This window comes from Sphingomonas sp. RIT328, assembly GCF_000632225.1.
Taxonomy (GTDB): domain Bacteria; phylum Pseudomonadota; class Alphaproteobacteria; order Sphingomonadales; family Sphingomonadaceae; genus Sphingomonas; species Sphingomonas kyungheensis.
On the sequence record NZ_JFYV01000023.1, the window covers coordinates 126,748 to 143,442 of the forward strand.

Annotated in this window: 20 protein-coding genes and 1 tRNA gene; 13 read left to right on the forward strand and 8 right to left on the reverse strand. The window is 69.4% G+C overall.

Going from position 1 to position 16,695, the window contains the following annotated elements; genetic code table 11:
- Window positions 1–306: 306 nt before the first annotated feature.
- On the forward strand, window positions 307–1,080 hold the full coding sequence (locus BW41_RS11475; RefSeq protein WP_037534539.1) for an alpha/beta fold hydrolase: 774 nt from the start codon (window positions 307–309) through the stop codon (window positions 1,078–1,080).
- Between the two features lie 73 nt (window positions 1,081–1,153).
- On the opposite strand, the gene BW41_RS11480 is transcribed toward BW41_RS11475, so the two are convergent.
- Window positions 1,154–2,047 carry a LysR family transcriptional regulator gene (locus tag BW41_RS11480; protein WP_037534541.1) on the reverse strand — a complete coding sequence of 298 codons (894 nt, stop codon included), beginning with the start codon at window positions 2,045–2,047 and terminating at the stop codon, window positions 1,154–1,156.
- Between the two features lie 101 nt (window positions 2,048–2,148).
- Between BW41_RS11480 and BW41_RS11485 the strand changes: the two genes are divergently transcribed.
- Window positions 2,149–3,015, forward strand: a complete 867-nt coding sequence (locus BW41_RS11485; RefSeq protein WP_037534542.1) for an SDR family oxidoreductase — start codon at window positions 2,149–2,151, stop codon at window positions 3,013–3,015.
- Window positions 3,016–3,076: 61 nt separating this feature from the next.
- Here BW41_RS11485 and BW41_RS11490 read toward each other — a convergent pair whose 3' ends face one another.
- The 4 genes from BW41_RS11490 to BW41_RS11500 form a co-directional block, all read right to left on the reverse strand.
- On the reverse strand, window positions 3,077–3,316 hold the full coding sequence (locus BW41_RS11490; protein WP_037534544.1) for a hypothetical protein: 240 nt from the start codon (window positions 3,314–3,316) through the stop codon (window positions 3,077–3,079).
- Complete coding sequence (locus BW41_RS20550; RefSeq protein WP_081793054.1) at window positions 3,313–3,450, reverse strand: DDE-type integrase/transposase/recombinase; 138 nt, start codon at window positions 3,448–3,450, stop codon at window positions 3,313–3,315. The genes BW41_RS11490 and BW41_RS20550 overlap by 4 nt, the downstream gene beginning before the upstream one ends.
- A 123-nt stretch (window positions 3,451–3,573) precedes the next feature.
- A complete protein-coding gene (locus tag BW41_RS20980; RefSeq protein WP_161773130.1) occupies window positions 3,574–3,723 on the reverse strand; it encodes a hypothetical protein in 150 nt (49 codons plus the stop codon).
- A gap of 100 nt (window positions 3,724–3,823) precedes the next feature.
- Window positions 3,824–3,913 (reverse strand) — tRNA-Ser (locus tag BW41_RS11500).
- Between the two features lie 129 nt (window positions 3,914–4,042).
- On the opposite strand from BW41_RS11500, the gene hspQ reads away from it, so the two are divergent.
- The 4 genes from hspQ to BW41_RS11520 all read left to right on the forward strand — a co-directional run bounded on the left by hspQ (window position 4,043) and on the right by BW41_RS11520 (window position 5,862).
- Complete coding sequence (gene hspQ / locus BW41_RS11505; protein ID WP_037534546.1) at window positions 4,043–4,423, forward strand: heat shock protein HspQ; 381 nt, start codon at window positions 4,043–4,045, stop codon at window positions 4,421–4,423.
- Window positions 4,424–4,550: 127 nt separating this feature from the next.
- Entirely contained in the window at window positions 4,551–4,847 is a 297-nt protein-coding gene (rplU, locus tag BW41_RS11510) for a 50S ribosomal protein L21 (RefSeq protein ID WP_017979337.1), read from the forward strand.
- Between the two features lie 27 nt (window positions 4,848–4,874).
- Complete coding sequence (gene rpmA / locus BW41_RS11515) at window positions 4,875–5,144, forward strand: 50S ribosomal protein L27 (protein ID WP_037534549.1); 270 nt, start codon at window positions 4,875–4,877, stop codon at window positions 5,142–5,144.
- A 172-nt stretch (window positions 5,145–5,316) separates the two neighbouring features.
- The gene (locus BW41_RS11520; protein ID WP_037534550.1) at window positions 5,317–5,862 is read left to right on the forward strand and encodes a GNAT family N-acetyltransferase; all 546 of its coding nucleotides are present in this window, start codon (window positions 5,317–5,319) and stop codon (window positions 5,860–5,862) included.
- On the opposite strand, the gene BW41_RS11525 is transcribed toward BW41_RS11520, so the two are convergent.
- Together BW41_RS11525 and BW41_RS11530 are read right to left on the reverse strand one after the other, a co-directional pair.
- Complete coding sequence (locus BW41_RS11525; RefSeq protein WP_037534552.1) at window positions 5,859–6,524, reverse strand: YoaK family protein; 666 nt, start codon at window positions 6,522–6,524, stop codon at window positions 5,859–5,861. The two genes, BW41_RS11520 and BW41_RS11525, sit on opposite strands and share 4 nt — an antisense overlap.
- A gap of 41 nt (window positions 6,525–6,565) precedes the next feature.
- Window positions 6,566–7,417 (reverse strand): metal-dependent hydrolase, encoded by an 852-nt coding sequence (locus BW41_RS11530; protein WP_037534554.1) that lies wholly within the window; start codon window positions 7,415–7,417, stop codon window positions 6,566–6,568.
- Between the two features lie 60 nt (window positions 7,418–7,477).
- Here BW41_RS11530 and BW41_RS11535 point away from each other — a divergent pair, with 60 nt between their 5' ends.
- Window positions 7,478–8,059, forward strand: a complete 582-nt coding sequence (locus BW41_RS11535; protein ID WP_037534555.1) for a TetR/AcrR family transcriptional regulator — start codon at window positions 7,478–7,480, stop codon at window positions 8,057–8,059.
- A 278-nt stretch (window positions 8,060–8,337) separates the two neighbouring features.
- On the opposite strand, the gene BW41_RS11540 is transcribed toward BW41_RS11535, so the two are convergent.
- A complete protein-coding gene (locus BW41_RS11540) occupies window positions 8,338–9,315 on the reverse strand; it encodes a helix-turn-helix domain-containing protein (protein ID WP_081793055.1) in 978 nt (325 codons plus the stop codon).
- A gap of 106 nt (window positions 9,316–9,421) precedes the next feature.
- Between BW41_RS11540 and obgE the strand changes: the two genes are divergently transcribed.
- From obgE to BW41_RS11570, 6 genes are all read left to right on the forward strand, one after another.
- Window positions 9,422–10,468 (forward strand): GTPase ObgE, encoded by a 1,047-nt coding sequence (gene obgE, locus BW41_RS11545; protein WP_037534557.1) that lies wholly within the window; start codon window positions 9,422–9,424, stop codon window positions 10,466–10,468.
- A gap of 23 nt (window positions 10,469–10,491) precedes the next feature.
- Entirely contained in the window at window positions 10,492–11,595 is a 1,104-nt protein-coding gene (gene proB / locus BW41_RS11550; RefSeq protein WP_037534559.1) for a glutamate 5-kinase, read from the forward strand.
- 397 nt (window positions 11,596–11,992) lie between these two features.
- Window positions 11,993–12,895, forward strand: a complete 903-nt coding sequence (locus BW41_RS11555) for an SDR family oxidoreductase (RefSeq protein WP_037534560.1) — start codon at window positions 11,993–11,995, stop codon at window positions 12,893–12,895.
- Window positions 12,896–12,938: 43 nt separating this feature from the next.
- Window positions 12,939–13,181, forward strand: coding sequence for an acyl carrier protein (locus tag BW41_RS11560; protein WP_037534764.1), 243 nt, complete (start codon window positions 12,939–12,941; stop codon window positions 13,179–13,181).
- 2 nt (window positions 13,182–13,183) lie between these two features.
- Complete coding sequence (spt, locus tag BW41_RS11565; RefSeq protein WP_037534562.1) at window positions 13,184–14,446, forward strand: serine palmitoyltransferase; 1,263 nt, start codon at window positions 13,184–13,186, stop codon at window positions 14,444–14,446.
- 220 nt (window positions 14,447–14,666) lie between these two features.
- Complete coding sequence (locus BW41_RS11570) at window positions 14,667–16,649, forward strand: ATP-binding protein (RefSeq protein WP_051583453.1); 1,983 nt, start codon at window positions 14,667–14,669, stop codon at window positions 16,647–16,649.
- The last annotated feature ends 46 nt before the right edge of the window (window positions 16,650–16,695 follow it).

Here is a 16,695-nt window from a genome sequence, read left to right on the forward strand (position 1 = left end):
TCGGATTCGCTGGGTTAACCGGACGGTACGGCAGGTCAACGAAAATGGGGGTGCCGATACCAGGCTGACAGTTTTGACGTCAGCTTGGCCCCGAAATCGGCCATTCCGTGCAGGCGTAGCGCTACTCGCAAGCGGTCGCTCGGTCATGTCCAAGGACCCTTTTGCTGAACAGGCAGAAGTCCCCGGCCCCACCGCCGTCCGGCATGCGCCCTGCGGCCGATCTCCAGCGCCCGTCAGCCGAGAAAGGCCGGGCCCACGAAGCGACCGGGCTCGTTGAGCGTCTCACAACGACGAGGCGGAGACGGCATGAACACGATCGAGCGCGGCACTGGCCGCACACTGCTTCTGATCCACGGCCTGGGCGGGAGTTGGCGATCGTGGAGCACCGTCTTGGCGCCACTCAGCGCCTCGCGGAAGGTCATCGCGGTCGACCTTCCCGGCCATGGGGCTACCCTTGCCGAATCCGACAGCGGGACGTTCGATGGTCTGGTCGGCAGCGTGGAGCGTTACATCGCGGAGGCCGGCTTGTCCGGCGTCGATGTCGTCGGCAGTTCGATGGGCGCGCGGATCGTGCTGGAGCTCGCGCGGCGCGGACTCGTCGGCAACGTCGTCGCGCTGGATCCGGGCGGCTTCTGGCGAGGCTGGGAGCGCACCTTCTTCAGGACCACCATCGGCGCCTCCGGTCGCTTGCTGCGGGCCATCCGGCCAGGCCTGCCGGCGTTGAGCCGGAATGCAGCGTCGCGCACGGCGCTGCTCGCTCAGCTCTCCGCGCGTCCTTGGGCGCTTGACGGGGAGACCGTCGCGACCGAGCTGGAAGGTCTCAGTACAACGCCGACGTTCGACGCGCTGGTGCGGAGCCTTGCCACGGGACCTGAGCAGTCCGGTCCCGCCGCTGCCGGCACCGGCCGGGTCGTCATCGGGTGGGGCAGGCACGACCGGCTCTGCCTCCCCAGACAGGCTGCGCGCGCGCAGGCAGCCTTTCCCGGCGCCGAGCTCCACTGGTTTGACGGCAGCGGCCACTTTCCGATGTGGGACATGCCGGAGGAGACCGTCGCCGTCATTCTCGACGCGACGCGGTGATGCTCCACCCGCCGGACGGCGCGATTGCGCGAAGATGGCAGCATCGCCCCACACACGGCATTGCCGCTGAGGGTCAGCAGCGATCATCCAGATAGGCGGCGAGTTCCTCGGCCGTCCCGTCCGGGAAGGATTGCCGCAGGAACGCCAGGAACGCCGACACCCTGGCGTTCAGCAGGCGTCGCGAGGGGTAGAGCGCCCATAGCGCGACGCGTGAGGTCGGGACATCACCCCACGCCATCAGCCGCCCTCTTGCGATGTCCCGGCTGACCAGCGACAGGGGCAAACGCGCTACGCCGGCACCAAGACGCGCCGCATCTCGGATCATGACCAGCGAGGACATTCGGAGCACCGGATCGATCGCGATTGCGCGTTGTCCATCGGCGGTGTCGATCGTCCAGCTCCTCTCGACGTCGCGGTCGCGCACGACGGCAGGAAAGATGCCGCCTGCCCGCGGCAATAGGTCAGGTGCAGCAACGACGACCAACCGGTCGTGGAGGAAGGGTCGGCCCACCAGCGCATCGTCCGCTGCCGGGTTTACCCGGATGACCAGATCATAGCCCTCCTCGACCATATCGACCGCGCGGTCGTCGGTCGTGACCTCCAGTCGGACATCGGGATGGCGCTGCGCGAATCCGGCCGCCAGCCGCCCCATCGCGGTCTGGGAGAAGAGCAGGGGCGCGCTGATCCTGAGGCGCCCACGGACCGCTGCGCTGCCCGATGCGATCTCGATCGTCGTCTCCTCGAGCTCAGCGAGCAGAGCGCCTGCCCTTTCGGCCAACGCCCGCCCCTCCTCGGTCAGCTTGAGGTCGCGCTGGCCGCGCTCGAACAGACGCAGGTCGAGCGCGGCCTCCAGCTCCGCCACGCGGCGCGACAGCGTCGCCTTGGGCCTGCGCGCGGCGCGCGCGGCTTTGCCGAAGCCACCATGGCGGGCAACGAGCGTGAAATCGGCGAGCGCGAGCAGGTCCATATCGTTCCACCCATGAGACGGCGCGTCCAGATTGCGCGTCTATTTGCCGTACGATGGATCACGCATCTTGCCCGGGTCAGCAAGACCCAAGGAGAAGCCTCATGACCATCCTCGTAATCGGTGCCACCGGACGCGTCGGCCGCCACGTCGTCGAACAGCTCGTCGCTCGCAACGCCTCTGTCCGCGTCCTCACCCGCGACCCTGCCAAGGCGGCGTTTCCGACCGGCGTCGATATCGCCAAGGGCGATCTTCTCGATATCGACTCCCTGCGCGCGGCCTTCGTCGGCGTCAGGACGCTGTTCCTGCTCAATGCGGTGACCGGTGACGAATTCACCCAGGCGATCGTCACGCTCAACATCGCGCGCGAGGCCGGAGTCGACCGCGTCGTCTATCTGTCGGTGTTCGACGCCGACCGCGCCGTCAACGTACCCCATTTCGCGGTCAAATCGGGAGCCGAGCGGATGCTCGAGGCGATGAACTTCGGCGCCACCATTCTGCGTCCGACCTATTTCATCGACAATGAGGCGATGGTGAAGGACGTGATCCTTCAGCACGGCGTCTATCCGATGCCGATCGGCGGCAAGGGCGTGGCTATGGTCGATGCGCGCGACATCGCCGAGGTCGCCGCGATCGAGCTGATCCGGCGTGACCGCGCACCTGACAAGCTGCCGATCGAGAGGATCAACGTGGTCGGCCCCGAGACGCTGACCGGCGACGACGTGGCAGCGATATGGTCCGACGTCCTCGGCCGCCCCGTCGTCTATGGCGGCGACGATCCCAGCGGCTTCGAACAGAATATGGCGACGGTCATGCCGCGCTGGATGGCCTATGAGATGCGGCTGATGGCCGAGCGCTACGTCAGCGACGGGATGATCCCCGCGGCCGGCGAGCGCGAGCGCTTGGCCAGCCTGCTCGGCCGGCCCCTGCACGCCTATCGCGAGACGGCCGTGCGGCTCGCGTCCGCCTGATCTTCGGGCGGCGTCCCGGCGAGCGGCAGGTGGCTACCCGCCGGCCGCCGGGTTCCGCGCGTCAGGCCGCGTCCGCCATACAGGCGATCGCATCTGCACCGCCAGGTATCTTGAGCGGTGCGGCCGGGTTGGTCGCGGCCTCGAACACGGCAGCCGCGACGTCCCGGGCATGGGTGACCCGCCCTGTGTCCTCTGGAAATCGCTTCATCATGCCCTCGATCAGCGGCTTGTAGTCGGGATCGTCAAGACCGCGCAGGGGCGGCCTCGCATTCGCGCCGAACCGCGTCGTCGGGGATCTCATCTGGCCTTCAGTGCCTTCCCCAGGAAAGTCAGCGCTGCCGCCTCGTCACGGGCCTTGGTGACGTAGCTTTCCAGCACCTCGCCTTCCTGACCGAACGCCCGCCACAGGTGGAGCTTTTCGCCATTCAGCTTCACCTACATCTCGTCCCGATGCCGCCGCCGATGGCGAAAGCCACGCATCAGGCTTACCCGCTGATGGCGGATATCGTCGGCAAAGAGTGGGCCGAATCTCTTCCAGCAAAGGCCCACCCTCTCGTTTCAGATGTCGATCCCCCGCCCGGACAGCAGCTCCTTGACGGTCCATAGCGACAACGGGAAGCGTACGTACATCAGCACCACCGAGCGGATCACCTCAGCAGACGCGTTGCAGTAGCGGGACGGACTGGCGGGCTTGCGCGGGCGGAACATATGCCAGCTGGACCCGCGTTCGATTACCTGCCTGTGCACTTGGCTTGACGGAGCCACCCAGCGAGCACCTGCGATGACAGCATAATTCTGGCGGTGGAAGTGGCGGAGAGGGAGGGATTCGAACCCTCGGTGCCCGTAAAGGCACGCCGCATTTCGAGTGCGGTACAATCGACCACTCTGCCACCTCTCCGCAGAAGACGTTTCGGCAAGGCCCTGCGGCCCGCGATCGGTCGGTCGAGGGCGCGCCTCTAACGGGTTCGTTTTGCGGTGGCAACACCCTTCCGCTTGTGCAGCGCAGAAACCGCCCTAGATTACGGCTATGCCTCGTCACGATCCCATTGGTACCGCTGCCGCCGCCGAGATCGAGGCGCCGGCGGTGGCGCATGCGCGCTTCTCGATCGGCGACGTCGTGCGGCATCGCCTGTTCGACTTCCGCGGCGTGATCTTCGATGTCGATCCGGTCTTCTCGAACACCGACGAATGGTATGAGGCGATTCCCGAAAGCGCCCGGCCGACCAAGGACCAGCCCTTCTACCATCTGCTCGCCGAGAATATGGAATCGAGCTACATCGCCTACGTCAGCCAGCAGAATCTGGTCGCCGACGACAGTGACGAGCCGATCGATCACCCGGCGATCAGCGGGCTGTTCACCGGTTATGCCGACGGCCGCTACGCTCTGCGCCGCGAACATCGCCACTAGGCGCCGGCCCGCCAGCAGAATCGGGCGGCGGGTGGTTGACAGCGGCGCGCCTTTTCCTTAGCTGCCACCGCTCATCCCGCCGGGCCTTCCCGCGCGGGCATATGTTTTTTGGGAAGTGACTAAAGCCATGTTCGCAGTCGTGCGCACGGGCGGCAAGCAGTATCGCGTCGCCGCCGGAGACAAGATCGTCGTCGAGAAGCTGGACGGCGAGGCCGGTGCATCGATCACGCTGGGTGACGTCCTGCTCGCGGGCGAAGGCTCGGAGCTGAAGAGCGTCGAGGGCCTCACCGTCGCCGCCGAGATCGTCGCGCAGGCGAAGGGCGAGAAGGTCATCGTCTTCAAGAAGCGCCGCCGTCACAATTATCGCCGCAAGAACGGCCATCGCCAGAACCACACGATCCTCAAGATCGTTTCGGTCGGCTGAGCCCAGCGCGCACAGGAGTAGAGCAGCATGGCACATAAGAAAGCAGGCGGTTCGTCGCGCAACGGTCGCGATTCGGCCGGTCGTCGTCTCGGCGTGAAGAAGTTCGGTGGTCAGGAAGCGATCGCCGGCAACATCCTCGTGCGTCAGCGCGGCACCAAATTCTATCCGGGCGCCAATGTCGGCATCGGCAAGGATCACACCCTGTTTGCGCTCGTCGACGGCCGCGTGGCGTTCCACGAGGGCAAGCTCGGCCGTAAATTCTGCTCGGTGCAGATTATGGCGGAAGCCGCCGAATAACATCGGGTAACCAGCCGGGTTACCCACCAGGGTGACCCGGTCGCACTGCCAGCCAGTGCCCACCAATCAAGGGAGACGGGTCATCCGGCTCCCTTTTTTCTTGCTCCCCCAACCTTTTGTCCCTGCCGCGTCACAGATGCGTGGCACGGGCGCGGCCAAGGAGAGAGCGAGAATGTTCGCCCGGACGAAGAGACTGACGCTGCGGCCACCCTGGCCCGAGGATGCCGGCGCGCTGGCGCAGGCGATCGGCCATGATGCGGTGCTGCGCATGCTGCTGCGCGTCCCCAGCCCCTATACGCTCGCCGACGCGCAGGCGTTCTGCGCCGCGCCGCGGCCGCATGACGAACCGCGCTTCGTCATCGTCGCGCATGACGGCGGCGGCGCGCCCGCGCTGATCGGCGGGATCGGCATATCGGAGCAGGAGGGCACGCCCAACCTCGGCTATTGGCTGACGCCGTCCGCCTGGGGGCGCGGCTATGCGACCGAGGCGGGACGCGCGGTGGTCGCAATGGCGCGGCATGCGCTGCCGATCGAGCGACTCGCCGCCTGGCATTTCGCCGACAATCCGGCGTCGGGCGCGGTGCTGCGCAAGCTCGGCTTCTGCCCGACCGGCCGCACGACGCCGCGCGAATCGCCCGCGCGCAGCCAGCCTGCGGCGACGGTCGGGCATGAGCTCGACCTCAGCGGGCGATGCGAGCCGATGCCGATCGCCGCCTAGCCCCGCCCCCGCCGCGCCGCATCACGGCCGGCGGGGCCGAGCCAGGCGGCATAGCCGGCCAGCAGCGCCGCGACGGCCGCCGCCGCCTCGATCGCGCCGCGCCCGTAATCGGGATAGACGGTGGCGCCGAGCCAGGCCCCACCGACCAGTCCGCTCCACAGCACCAGATAGGGCAGCCACGCCCAGCGCGGGCCGCCGATCAGCGCCGCCGCGAGCCGCTGGCCGAACTTGACGAGCGTGCCGGTCATATAGGTGACGCCGATGCTCACCTCGCCGTCGTGCTGAAACGCCGTATTGGCCATTCCCATCGCCGCGGCGAGCAGCGCGGTGGTGAGCGCGGTCGACGCCCGGCCCTCGCTCGCCGCCGCCGCGGCGAGCAGCAGCGTCACGCCGATCAGCGCGGCGGGCTTGCGGCGGTCGCCGGCGATCCGGGTCAGGATCGTCCCCACCATCACGCCGCCGACGAAGGCCGCGATCAGCGGCGCCGCGGTCGCCGCCGCGGCATGATCCACCGCGAGTCCGACCGCGAAGCGCGTCGAATTGCCGCTCATGAACGAGACGAACAGGCCACCCATTTTGAGCAGCCCGATCGCATCGACATAGCCGGCAAGCGCGGCGAGCGCGGCGGCGAGGATCCAATAGCGTTTGGCGTAACGGGTCATGCCCCTCGTTCTAGCGGCGACTTGCCCGACAGCGGAACCCGCTACGCCGGGCGCGGCATCACCGCCGCCTCGTAATCGCTCTCCGCCAGCCCGATCAGCGCGCGATCGTCATGCCGCCACGGGTGGAAGCCGGGGAGGAAATAGGCGGCCCAGACACCCGCCACCTTGCGCGCCATGCCGGGATTGCCGAACGCATACCAGGCGAGCCGCGCCCAGACGCGCGGGCCGTGCAATCCGTCCTGACGCAGCAATTCGAGCATCCCGCGCGTCCGCCCGGTGACAAACCGCCAGGTGGTGACGAGCATCACCAGCGCCTTGACCCGCCAGCGCCGGAAGCGCGGCCAGTCGCGCGTCGCGTGCAGCCAGGTGTCGTAGGCGACGCCCTTATGCTCGATCTCCTCGGCGGCGTGCCACAGCCACAGCGCCTTGGCCTGCGCCTCGCCGCCGGCGAGATGGCGCGGATCGGCGATCAGTTCGTGCGCGAGCATCGCGGTGAAATGTTCGAGCGCGGTGGTCGCGGCGAGGCTGGCGATCGCCGGCCGGTCCCTGGTCAGCGCCAGCGCGGCGTCGACGTCGCGGTCGAGCGGCCGGACGTCATAGCCCTGATCGGTGACATGGCGGTTGAAGGCGACATGCTCGCGCGTGTGCAGCACCTCCTGCTTGATGAAGGCGTTGATCTCGGCGGTCAGCTTGGGCGGCGTGCCGTCGCGGAAGCGGCGCACGCTGTCGACGAAATAGCCCTCGCCCTTGGGGAAGGTCACCGACAGCGCATTGTAGAAGGCGGTGGCGATCGGATCGCCGTTGAGCCACCAGCGCGCCATCCGCGTGCCGCGGCCGAAGCGGCGGTCGCGCGGGGTGATGACCAGATCGTCCGGCGTGGTTGCTTTTGCCATGCAAACCTCCAAAACCGGGCAGACGCCCGTTATTTACACGAATGTTAGTAGGTGCCCGTCTTGCCCAGCGCAACCCCCCGCCGCCTGTCCCCCGCCGCCAGCCGCGATGCCGCGCTCGCCGCGGCGCAGGCGCTGCTGATCGAATCGGGGCCGCCGGCGGTGACGCTGAAGGCGGTGGCGGCGCGGATCGGTCGCACCCATGCCAATCTGCTCCACCATTTCGGCTCGGCGGAGGGATTGCAGCTTGCCCTGATCGGCCGGATGACGACCGACATCACCGCGACGATCCGCGACGCGGTGCTGCGGGACAGCAGCACGCCGCCCGATCCGCGCCGACTGGTCGATCTGGTGTTCGACGCCTTCGACGGCGGCGGCGCGGGGGCGCTGGCGAGCTGGATGATCCTGTCGGGCAATCGCGACGCGCTCGATCCGATCCTCGCCGCGGTCCACGATCTGGTCGACGATCTCGCCGCGGGGGTCGAGCCCGCCGGGCGGCCGATCGGTGCCGAGACGCTGCAACTGGTGCTGCTCGCGCTCGGCGACGCCCTGCTCGGCGCGGCGATGGCGCGCGCGCTCGGCCTGCCGCGCGACACCGCGCGCGCCTGCGCCGCCAGCCTGCTCGCGCAGGCGACACCCGACTGAGACGGGCGCAATGGTCGCTGGCACGGTGGCAATGCTCCGCCCCCTGCTGTCGCGCGCCGGCGCGGGGTAGGAGCAACGACTCGGACCGGTCGCGGTGCGGGACGGAGCCGGTCGGAGGCCCCTTCCCCGCGGCGCGATTCCGGTCGGAGAAGGCGACCGCCGCGGAGCGGATCGCCACGGGGAGGATGTACCGGCGGACGGAAACTCCAGGTTCCGCCCGTGCGGGATCGCCGGCCGGCACGCGATGGGGGTCGCGGCCGGCCGGCGATCACCGCCGGTCAGCCGCCGTGCAGCGCGCGATAGTCGCCGGGAGTCATGCCATAGACCTCGCGGAACGCCCGGCCGAGATAGGCGGCATCGCAAAAGCCCCAGCGTTCGGCGAGCGTCGCGATCGTCGCCCGCTCTGCCTCGATGCGCAATTGCGCGGCGACGCGCGCCAGCCGCCGGTTGCGGATATAGGCCTGCACGCCGCCTTCGTCCTGCAACAGCCGGTAGAGTGTCGAGCGCGACACGCCGAGCATCCGGCTCAGCCGCGCGGTGTTGAGCGATGGCGATCCGAGATGCCGGTCGATCGCATCGCACAGGGCGACGCGCAGCCCACGGTCGCGCCGCGCCGCGTCGCTCGTCACGCTGCCGAGGCTGGCGGCGACGCCGATCGCGAACAGGTCGAGCACCGTCTGCGCCAGCGCCGGGCCGCTGCTCGCCGGCAGGTGGTGCGCGCTCTGGCGCAACGCGGCGAGGTGCGAGACGAGCAGCGCGGCATGGTCGGGCGCGACGACATGGCCGTGCAGCCGCCTGACGCTGGTCGGCAGCAATTGCTCGGCGACCGCGCGCGGCAGGACGAAGCCGCTCGTGTCCGATGCGTCCGAACGATGCCGCTGCGTCTGCGCGAGATCGACCATCACCACCGATCCCGCCGGTGCGACGACATTGCGTCCCGCCATATCGCCGACCGCGCCGCCGCGGTGGCGGACGTTGACGACCAGGTCGTCGCAATCGTCGCGGGCGATGCCCTGACCGGATCGCGTCCAGGTCTGCGCGGTGAAGCGCGCCTGGCTGATCCCGATCGTGCCGAGATCGAGCCGCGCCAGCGTCGCCGCGAACGGCTCTTCCGGTATCGTCTCGAAGCGGGACGCGATGCCGGCGGTATCGCACCAGCACGCGTGGCGCTCATGCTCGGCGACATCGACGACGCTGAACACACGCTGCCAGCCGAGCCGGTCGGAAATCGTATCGGACAGGGACTCGGTCGGCATCGTCACCCGTCCAATCTACTCCCCGGCGCGGCGCGATGCCACTGATCTCCATCGTCTCGCGGGTCGCGGGGCTGGCCGTCTGCGCCGGGGACGCTAAAGAGGCGTCATGCATTTTCTCGATCAGGCCAAGATCTTCGTCCGCTCCGGCTCGGGCGGCCCCGGTGCGGTCAGCTTCCGGCGCGAAAAGTTCATCGAATATGGCGGTCCTGACGGCGGCAACGGCGGCAAGGGCGGCGACATCATCTTCGAGGCGGTGGCCGGCCTCAATACGCTGATCGACTTCCGCTACACGCAGCATTTCCGGGCACCGCGCGGCAGCGGCGGATCGGGCAGCAACCGCACCGGCGGCGGCGGCGACGATCTCGTCATCAAGGTGCCGGTCGGCACGCAGGTCCTGTCGGAAGACAAGGACGAGGTGCTGCTCGACTTCACTCGCGTCGGCCAGCGCGAGGTGTTCCTGCGCGGCGGCGACGGCGGTCGCGGCAATGCCAGCTACAAGACGTCGACCAATCGCGCGCCGCGCCAGCACGGCACCGGCTGGCCGAGCGAGGAAGCGTGGGTGTGGCTGCGGCTCAAGCTGCTCGCCGACGCCGGGCTGGTCGGCCTGCCCAATGCCGGCAAGTCGACCTTCATCAATGCGGTGACCAATGCGCAGGCGAAGGTCGGCGAATATGCCTTCACCACCACCCGCCCGCAGCTCGGCGTCGTGCGCCATCACGGCCGCGAGTTCGTCATCGCCGACATCCCCGGCCTGATCGAGGGCGCGGCGGACGGCGCCGGCATCGGCGACCGCTTCCTCGGCCATATCGAACGCTGCCGCGTGCTGCTGCATCTGGTCGACGCCAATGATGCCGATGTCGCCGACAGCTACCGTATCGTCCGCGAGGAGCTCGAGGCCTATGGCGGCGGGCTGGTCGACAAACCGCATATCGTCGCGCTCAACAAGATCGACATGCTCGACGACGAGCTGATCGCAGCCTTGTCCGCCGAACTCGCCGAGGAGAGCGGTGCCGACGTCATTCCGCTGTCGGGCGCGGCGGGGACGGGCGTCGACTGGGTGCTCGACCGCCTGCTCGAGGTGATCGGCCCCAGCGCCGAGGCCGTATCCGATCAGGACGAGGGCGAGGACGAGATCAGCTGGTCGCCGGTGTGACCCTGCCCGGCTAGACGCCCGCGATGGACCTCTTTCCTCCCGCCACCTGCCCGCGCCTGATCGTCAAGGTCGGATCGGCGTTGCTCGTCGCCCCCGACGGCGCGGTGCGGCGCGACTGGCTGGCGACGCTGGTCGCCGATCTCGCCGCGCGGGCGGCGGCGGGGCAGCAGCTGGTGATCGTCTCGTCGGGCGCGATCGCGCTCGGTGCGCGGCGGCTGGGACTCGCCAGGGGCGGACGCGCCAGCCTGGAGGATGCGCAGGCGGCGGCGGCGACCGGGCAGATCGCGCTGAGCCAGACCTGGGCCGAGCTGCTCGCCGGTCATGGCCTCACCGCCGCGCAGATGCTGGTGACGCTCGACGATCTCGAGGACCGCCGCCGCTATCTCAACGCCGCGGCGACGCTCGGCCGCCTGCTCGGGCTCGGCGTGATCCCGGTGGTCAACGAGAATGACAGCGTCGCCACCGAAGAGATCCGCTTCGGCGACAACGACCGGCTCGCGGCGCGGATCGCGCAGGCGGCGGGTGCGCAGGGCGTGGTGCTGCTCTCCGACGTCGACGGGCTGTACGACGCCAATCCCCACACCCATCCCGAGGCGCGGCATATCGCGCGCGTCGAGCAGATCGATGCGGTCGCCGGCATGGCCGATCGCGGCTCGGCGTCCGGCATGGGATCGGGCGGCATGGTGTCGAAGATCGCCGCGGCGCGGATCGCCACCGGCGCCGGCGCGCATCTCGCCATCGCCAGCGGGCGGCGCGATCATCCGCTCGGCGATGCGGCGCGGCATACGCTGTTCGTCGCCGACCGCATTGCACCGGCGCGCAAGGCGTGGCTCGCCGGCGGGCTGACCTCGCGCGGCTGCATCCATGTCGATGCCGGCGCGGCGCGGGCATTGGCCGCGGGGGGCAGCCTGCTCGCCGCAGGGGCGACGCGGATCGAGGGCAAGTTCGCGCGTGGCGACCTGGTGACGATCGAGGGACCCGACGGCACGATCGCGCGCGGCCTGTCCGAATATGCCGCCGACGAGGCGCTGCGCCTGCTCGGCACCCGCTCCGACGAGCAGGCGGCGCTGCTCGGCTATGCCCCGCGCGCGGCGCTGGTGCATCGCAACCATCTGGCGCTGCTGTGATGGGGATCGCCGTTTGGTCGATTCACGCTGCGGTGATGCGCGGGCATAGCCGCGACCGTGATGCTCGGGCCGGGACGGTGGTCCGCCGCGAGCGACTTCTCATTCAACCTCCCTGCACCACCACGGCGCAGGCCCTGGTCCATGTGGGAGATCGCCCGAACGTCTTGCGGCACTTCACCCGACTGGACCCCGGCCTGCGCCGGGGTGGTGGGTGGAAGTCAAAGGCTGCAAACGCTGCCAAGGTTGCGCGCGAACGAACCGCTCAGATCCAACCGAAACACCCCACGCCGTACCGGCAAACCCCAACCTCCCGCCAGCGCCGGAGCCCCGAGGGCACGCGCGCAACTCTGATCTTTCCCCACATCGCACCAGGCGGAAACCCGCCGGTGTCGACGCGATGACCACGCTCGCCGTTACCGGCGCGACCGGCTTCGTCGGCCGGGCGCTGCTCGATCAGGCCATCGCCGCCGGTCATCAGGTGCGCGCGCTCACCCGGCGGCCGCAGCCCGACCGCGACGGCGTCACCTGGATCGAAGGCGCGCTCGACCGGCCCGACAGCCTCGCCGCGCTGGTCGACGGCGCCGGGGCGGTCGTCCATGTCGCCGGGGTGGTAAGCGCGCCGACCCGCGCCGGCTTCGTCGCGGGCAATATCGACGGCACCCGTGCGATGCTCGCCGCGACCGGGCGGGCGGGCATCCGTCGCTTCGTCCACGTCTCGTCGCTATCGGCCCGCGAGCCGGCCCTGTCGCTCTACGGCTGGTCGAAGGCGGAGGCGGAGGCGCTCGTCACCGCCAGCCCGCTCGCCTGGAGCATCGTCCGGCCGAGCGGCGTCTACGGACCCGGCGACATGGAGATGCGCGACCTGTTCCGCGCCGCGCGGCTCGGCATCGCGCTGCTGCCGCCGCCCGGCAAGGTGGCGCTGGTCGCGGTCGCCGACCTCGCGCAACTGCTGCTGACGCTGGCGACGCGCGACGTGTCGCCGGCGATCTACGAAGTCGATGACGGGCGGCCGCTGACCCACGACGCGCTGGCGCAGGCGATCGGCCACGCGGTCGGCCGCCGCCGCGTGCGCGCGCTGCACCTGCCCGCTGCCGTGCTGCGCCTCGGCGCGCGGCTCGACCGGGCGCTGCGGGGCGACGGCGCCAAGCTCACCGCCGATCGCGTCGGCTATCTCGTCCACGACGACTGGACCGCGCGCGCGCCGCTGCGCCCGCCCGCCGACCTGTGGACGCCGGCCACCGCCACCGACGACGGACTCGCTGCAACGGCACGATGGTATCGCGCCAACGGATTGCTATAGCGCCGCAACCCTGCCGCATTTGCGCGGCATCCAGGATAGCATGATGACCGACCGCACCCAGATCCTCGACACGATCAAGGCTCAGATCGAACCGTTCAACAAGAAGCAGGTCGCGCTGACCGAGGCGACCACCTTCCAGGGCGATCTCGAATGGGACAGCCTCACCGTGATGGACTTCGTCGCGGCGATCGAGGACGAGTTCGACATCATCATCACGATGAACATGCAGGCCGAGATCGAGAATGTCGGCCAGCTCGCCGACGCCGTCGCCAAGCTGCGGGGCTGACGATGACCGAGACTGGATTGCAGCCCGAATCGCTCGACCTCGATCCCGCCCCGGTCGCGCCCGAGCGCGACCTGATGAGCAAGTTCGACGCGCTGATCGCCGAGCGGCAGGCGCTGATCGACACCGGCGTCACCGATCCGTTCGCGATCGTCATGGAGCAGGTGAAGAGCCCGACCGAGGCGGTGATCGCCGGGCGCGACACGATCCTGCTCGGCACCTACAATTACATGGGCATGACCTTCGACCCCGACGTGCTCGCCGCGGGGGAGGACGCGCTGCGCCGCTTCGGCTCGGGCACCAACGGCAGCCGCATGCTCAACGGCACCTTCCGCGACCATATGGATGCCGAACAGGCGCTGCGCGACTTCTACGGCGTGTCGGGCGCGATCGTCTTCTCGACCGGCTATATGGCCAATCTCGGCATGATATCGACGCTGGTCGGCAAGGGCGAATATGTCATCCTCGATGCCGACAGCCACGCCTCGATCTACGATGGCTGCAAGCAGGGCAATGCCGAGATCGTCCGCTTCCGCCACAATAGCGTCGAGGACCTCGACAAACGGCTCGGCCGCCTGCCCAGGGAGGCGGGCAAGCTCGTCGTGCTCGAGGGCGTCTATTCGATGCTCGGCGACGTCGCGCCGCTCAAGGAGATGGTCGCGGTCGCCAAGAAGCACGGCGCGATGGTGCTGAGCGACGAGGCGCATTCGATGGGCTTCTACGGCCCCAACGGCCGCGGCGTCTACGAAGCGCAGGGGCTGGAGGGCGACGTCGATTTCGTCGTCGGCACCTTCTCCAAGTCGGTCGGCACCGTCGGCGGCTTCTGCGTTTCGAACCACCCCAAGTTCGAGGCGATCCGCCTCGCCTGCCGCCCCTATATCTTCACCGCCTCGCTGCCGCCGTCGGTCGTCGCCACCGCCGCGGCGTCGATCCGCAAGCTGATGACCGCGCACGACAAGCGCGCCCAGCTCTGGGCGAATGCGCGTCAGCTGCACGGCGGGCTCAAGGCGATGGGGTTCCGGCTCGGTACCGAGGCACCCGACAGCGCGATCGTCGCGGTGATCCTCGACGACCAGGAACAGGCGGTGACGATGTGGCAGGCGCTGCTCCACGGCGGCGTCTACGTCAACATGGCGCGCCCGCCCGCGACGCCTGCCGGCACCTTCCTGCTGCGCTGTTCGCTCTGTGCCGAGCATCAGCCCGCGCAGCTCGACCGCGTGCTCGCCGCCTTCCGCGCGGCGGGACAGGCGGTCGGCGCGATCGGCTGATCCGATCGCTTAGGACGTCCATTGGAAATTGGCGGAAGAGCCAATTTCAGGCGGTGCCGGCCCGCTCTCCCACCCGGCCTCCCACAATGTATCCTTGATGGGAGGCCGGGTGGGGAAGCGGGCCGGTGCCGGCCGATGCGCCACGGGCGCATCCCCAAACGCATGCTTAGGTCCGCCCGGCGGCTTTTCCGCCGCGGCGAAAGCGACTAGCGTGGCCCGCGTGACTCGTGACGATGCCGAAACGGTCCCGATCGGGACTCTGGAGGGCGACGCGACGTGGCGGACGATCACGCTCGTCGTGATGGGTCTGCTCGGCGCGGCGGTGCTCGTCGCGTTGATCGTCACGCTCGGCCTCGCCAATCGCCAGCGCGACCATGCGTTGCAGGCGCAGGCGCACAGCTATGACGTGATGATCCTCGCCCGCACCGTGTCGGGGACGATCGCCCGGTCGGAGGCGTCGCTCGGCCGCTATGTCATCAGCGGCAAGGCGGAAAAGGAGCTGGGCCAGCTCTATTTCGACCAATGGCGGCTGGCCGGGTCGCAGCTCGGCCGGCTCGAACGGCTGACCAGCGACACGCCCGAACAGAGCGCGCGCGTCCAGCAACTGCGCACCGCCTTCCAGCAGCGCGGCGAGGAACTGTCGCTGACCGCGCTCAGCACCACCTACGGCCAGAACAGCCAGGCACTCGCCCGTTATTACAAGGCGCGCCAGTCGCCGACGCTCGCCGCGATCGATGCGACGCTCGACCAGATCATCGCCCGCGAACGCGCCTTGCTCGACCAGCGCACCGCCGATGCGATGCGCACCGTCGACCGGTCGAGCCGCATCGCCGGGGTGCTGGCGATCTTCGGCGTGCTGATCGTCGTCGGGGCGCTGGTGCTCGGCTGGTTCACGCTCCACGCGGTCGGTGAGCGCGCGCTCGCCCGCGCCGAGGCCGATGCCGAGCGGCTGCGCGCCGAAACGCTCGCGGTGGCGGTGCAGCAGGCGACCGATGACCTGCGCGTCCAGGAGGCCAAGGTCCGCCAGATCCAGAAGATGGATGCGGTCGGCCAACTGACCGGCGGCATCGCGCATGATTTCAACAATATGCTCGCGGTCGTTCTCGGCGGGCTGGAACTCGCCCGCCGTGCCGCCGCCGGGCAGGATGCCGGCGCGGTGATGCGGCACCTCGACAATGCGACCGACGGCGCCAATCGCGCCGCGGCGCTGACCCGGCGGTTGCTCGCCTTCAGTCGTGAGGAATCGCTCAAGCCCGAACCGATCGCCGCCGCGGCGCTGGTCTCGGGCATGTCGGACCTGATCGACCGGACGCTCGGCGACGCGATTACCGTGGTGGTGCGCGACGAGGCGCAGGGCTGGCGCATCCTCGCCGATCGCGTCCAGTTGGAAAATGCGGTGCTCAACCTCGCGGTCAATGCGCGCGATGCGATGAACGGCCGCGGCGAGATGGTCATCACCACCGGCGCGGCGACACTGGCCGACGATCATGTCGATGATTGCTGCGCGGGCGACTATGTGACGATCGCGGTGACCGACACCGGCGTCGGCATGACGCCCGAGGTGCTCGAACACGTCTACGAACCCTTCTTCACCACCAAGGCACCGGGCAAGGGCACCGGCCTCGGCCTCAGCCAGATCTTCGGCCTCGTCCGCCAGCTGCACGGCGGCATCGTCATCGATACCGCGATCGGCCGCGGCACCACCGTCACCCTCTACCTGCCGCGCGACGCCGGCACCGCCACGGCGATGGTGCAGCCCGATGCGGCGCCCGCGGCGGTGGCGGCGACCAGCGCGCGCCGCGTCCTCGTCGTCGAGGACGATCCGCGCGTGCTCGCCGCGACCATGGCGGCGCTGGAGGAACTCGGCCATGCGCCGATCCCCTGCGACGCGCCCGCCAAGGCGGCGGCGATGCTCGCCGCGGAGGCGGACGTCGATCTCATCATCTCCGACGTGCTGATGCCAGGACAGACCGGACCGGAGATGATCGCCGCGCTCGGTCCGCGCTATCCGCACGTCGCGGTGCTGTTCGTCACGGGCTTCGCGGGCGAGGCCAATGCCGCCGAATTCGGCCGTCATCCGGTGCTGCGCAAACCCTTCACGCTGAGCGGCCTCGAACGCGCGATCGCCACCGCCCTCGCCGCCGATCGCCCTGCCCCCCCCGCAGGCGCTAGCCGCCGAGTGACGCACCGGAATTTTAGCTGACGCGCCCCGCCCTCGCCCCTATACCGGCGCTTCCCTGCCCCGGCGC

What these genes read in the sequence shown, in the direction of transcription:
- BW41_RS11475 (WP_037534539.1), top strand. Translation starts at nt 307, where the DNA reads ATGAACACGATCGAGCGCGGCACTGGCCGCACACTGCTTCTGATCCAC.
- BW41_RS11480 (WP_037534541.1), bottom strand. Translation starts at nt 2,047, where the DNA reads ATGGACCTGCTCGCGCTCGCCGATTTCACGCTCGTTGCCCGCCATGGT.
- BW41_RS11485 (WP_037534542.1), top strand. Translation starts at nt 2,149, where the DNA reads ATGACCATCCTCGTAATCGGTGCCACCGGACGCGTCGGCCGCCACGTC.
- BW41_RS11490 (WP_037534544.1), bottom strand. Translation starts at nt 3,316, where the DNA reads ATGAGATCCCCGACGACGCGGTTCGGCGCGAATGCGAGGCCGCCCCTG.
- BW41_RS20980 (WP_161773130.1), bottom strand. Translation starts at nt 3,723, where the DNA reads ATGTTCCGCCCGCGCAAGCCCGCCAGTCCGTCCCGCTACTGCAACGCG.
- hspQ (WP_037534546.1), top strand. Translation starts at nt 4,043, where the DNA reads ATGCCTCGTCACGATCCCATTGGTACCGCTGCCGCCGCCGAGATCGAG.
- rplU (WP_017979337.1), top strand. Translation starts at nt 4,551, where the DNA reads ATGTTCGCAGTCGTGCGCACGGGCGGCAAGCAGTATCGCGTCGCCGCC.
- rpmA (WP_037534549.1), top strand. Translation starts at nt 4,875, where the DNA reads ATGGCACATAAGAAAGCAGGCGGTTCGTCGCGCAACGGTCGCGATTCG.
- BW41_RS11520 (WP_037534550.1), top strand. Translation starts at nt 5,317, where the DNA reads ATGTTCGCCCGGACGAAGAGACTGACGCTGCGGCCACCCTGGCCCGAG.
- BW41_RS11525 (WP_037534552.1), bottom strand. Translation starts at nt 6,524, where the DNA reads ATGACCCGTTACGCCAAACGCTATTGGATCCTCGCCGCCGCGCTCGCC.
- BW41_RS11530 (WP_037534554.1), bottom strand. Translation starts at nt 7,417, where the DNA reads ATGGCAAAAGCAACCACGCCGGACGATCTGGTCATCACCCCGCGCGAC.
- BW41_RS11540 (WP_081793055.1), bottom strand. Translation starts at nt 9,315, where the DNA reads ATGCCGACCGAGTCCCTGTCCGATACGATTTCCGACCGGCTCGGCTGG.
- obgE (WP_037534557.1), top strand. Translation starts at nt 9,422, where the DNA reads ATGCATTTTCTCGATCAGGCCAAGATCTTCGTCCGCTCCGGCTCGGGC.
- proB (WP_037534559.1), top strand. Translation starts at nt 10,492, where the DNA reads ATGGACCTCTTTCCTCCCGCCACCTGCCCGCGCCTGATCGTCAAGGTC.
- BW41_RS11555 (WP_037534560.1), top strand. Translation starts at nt 11,993, where the DNA reads ATGACCACGCTCGCCGTTACCGGCGCGACCGGCTTCGTCGGCCGGGCG.
- BW41_RS11560 (WP_037534764.1), top strand. Translation starts at nt 12,939, where the DNA reads ATGACCGACCGCACCCAGATCCTCGACACGATCAAGGCTCAGATCGAA.
- spt (WP_037534562.1), top strand. Translation starts at nt 13,184, where the DNA reads ATGACCGAGACTGGATTGCAGCCCGAATCGCTCGACCTCGATCCCGCC.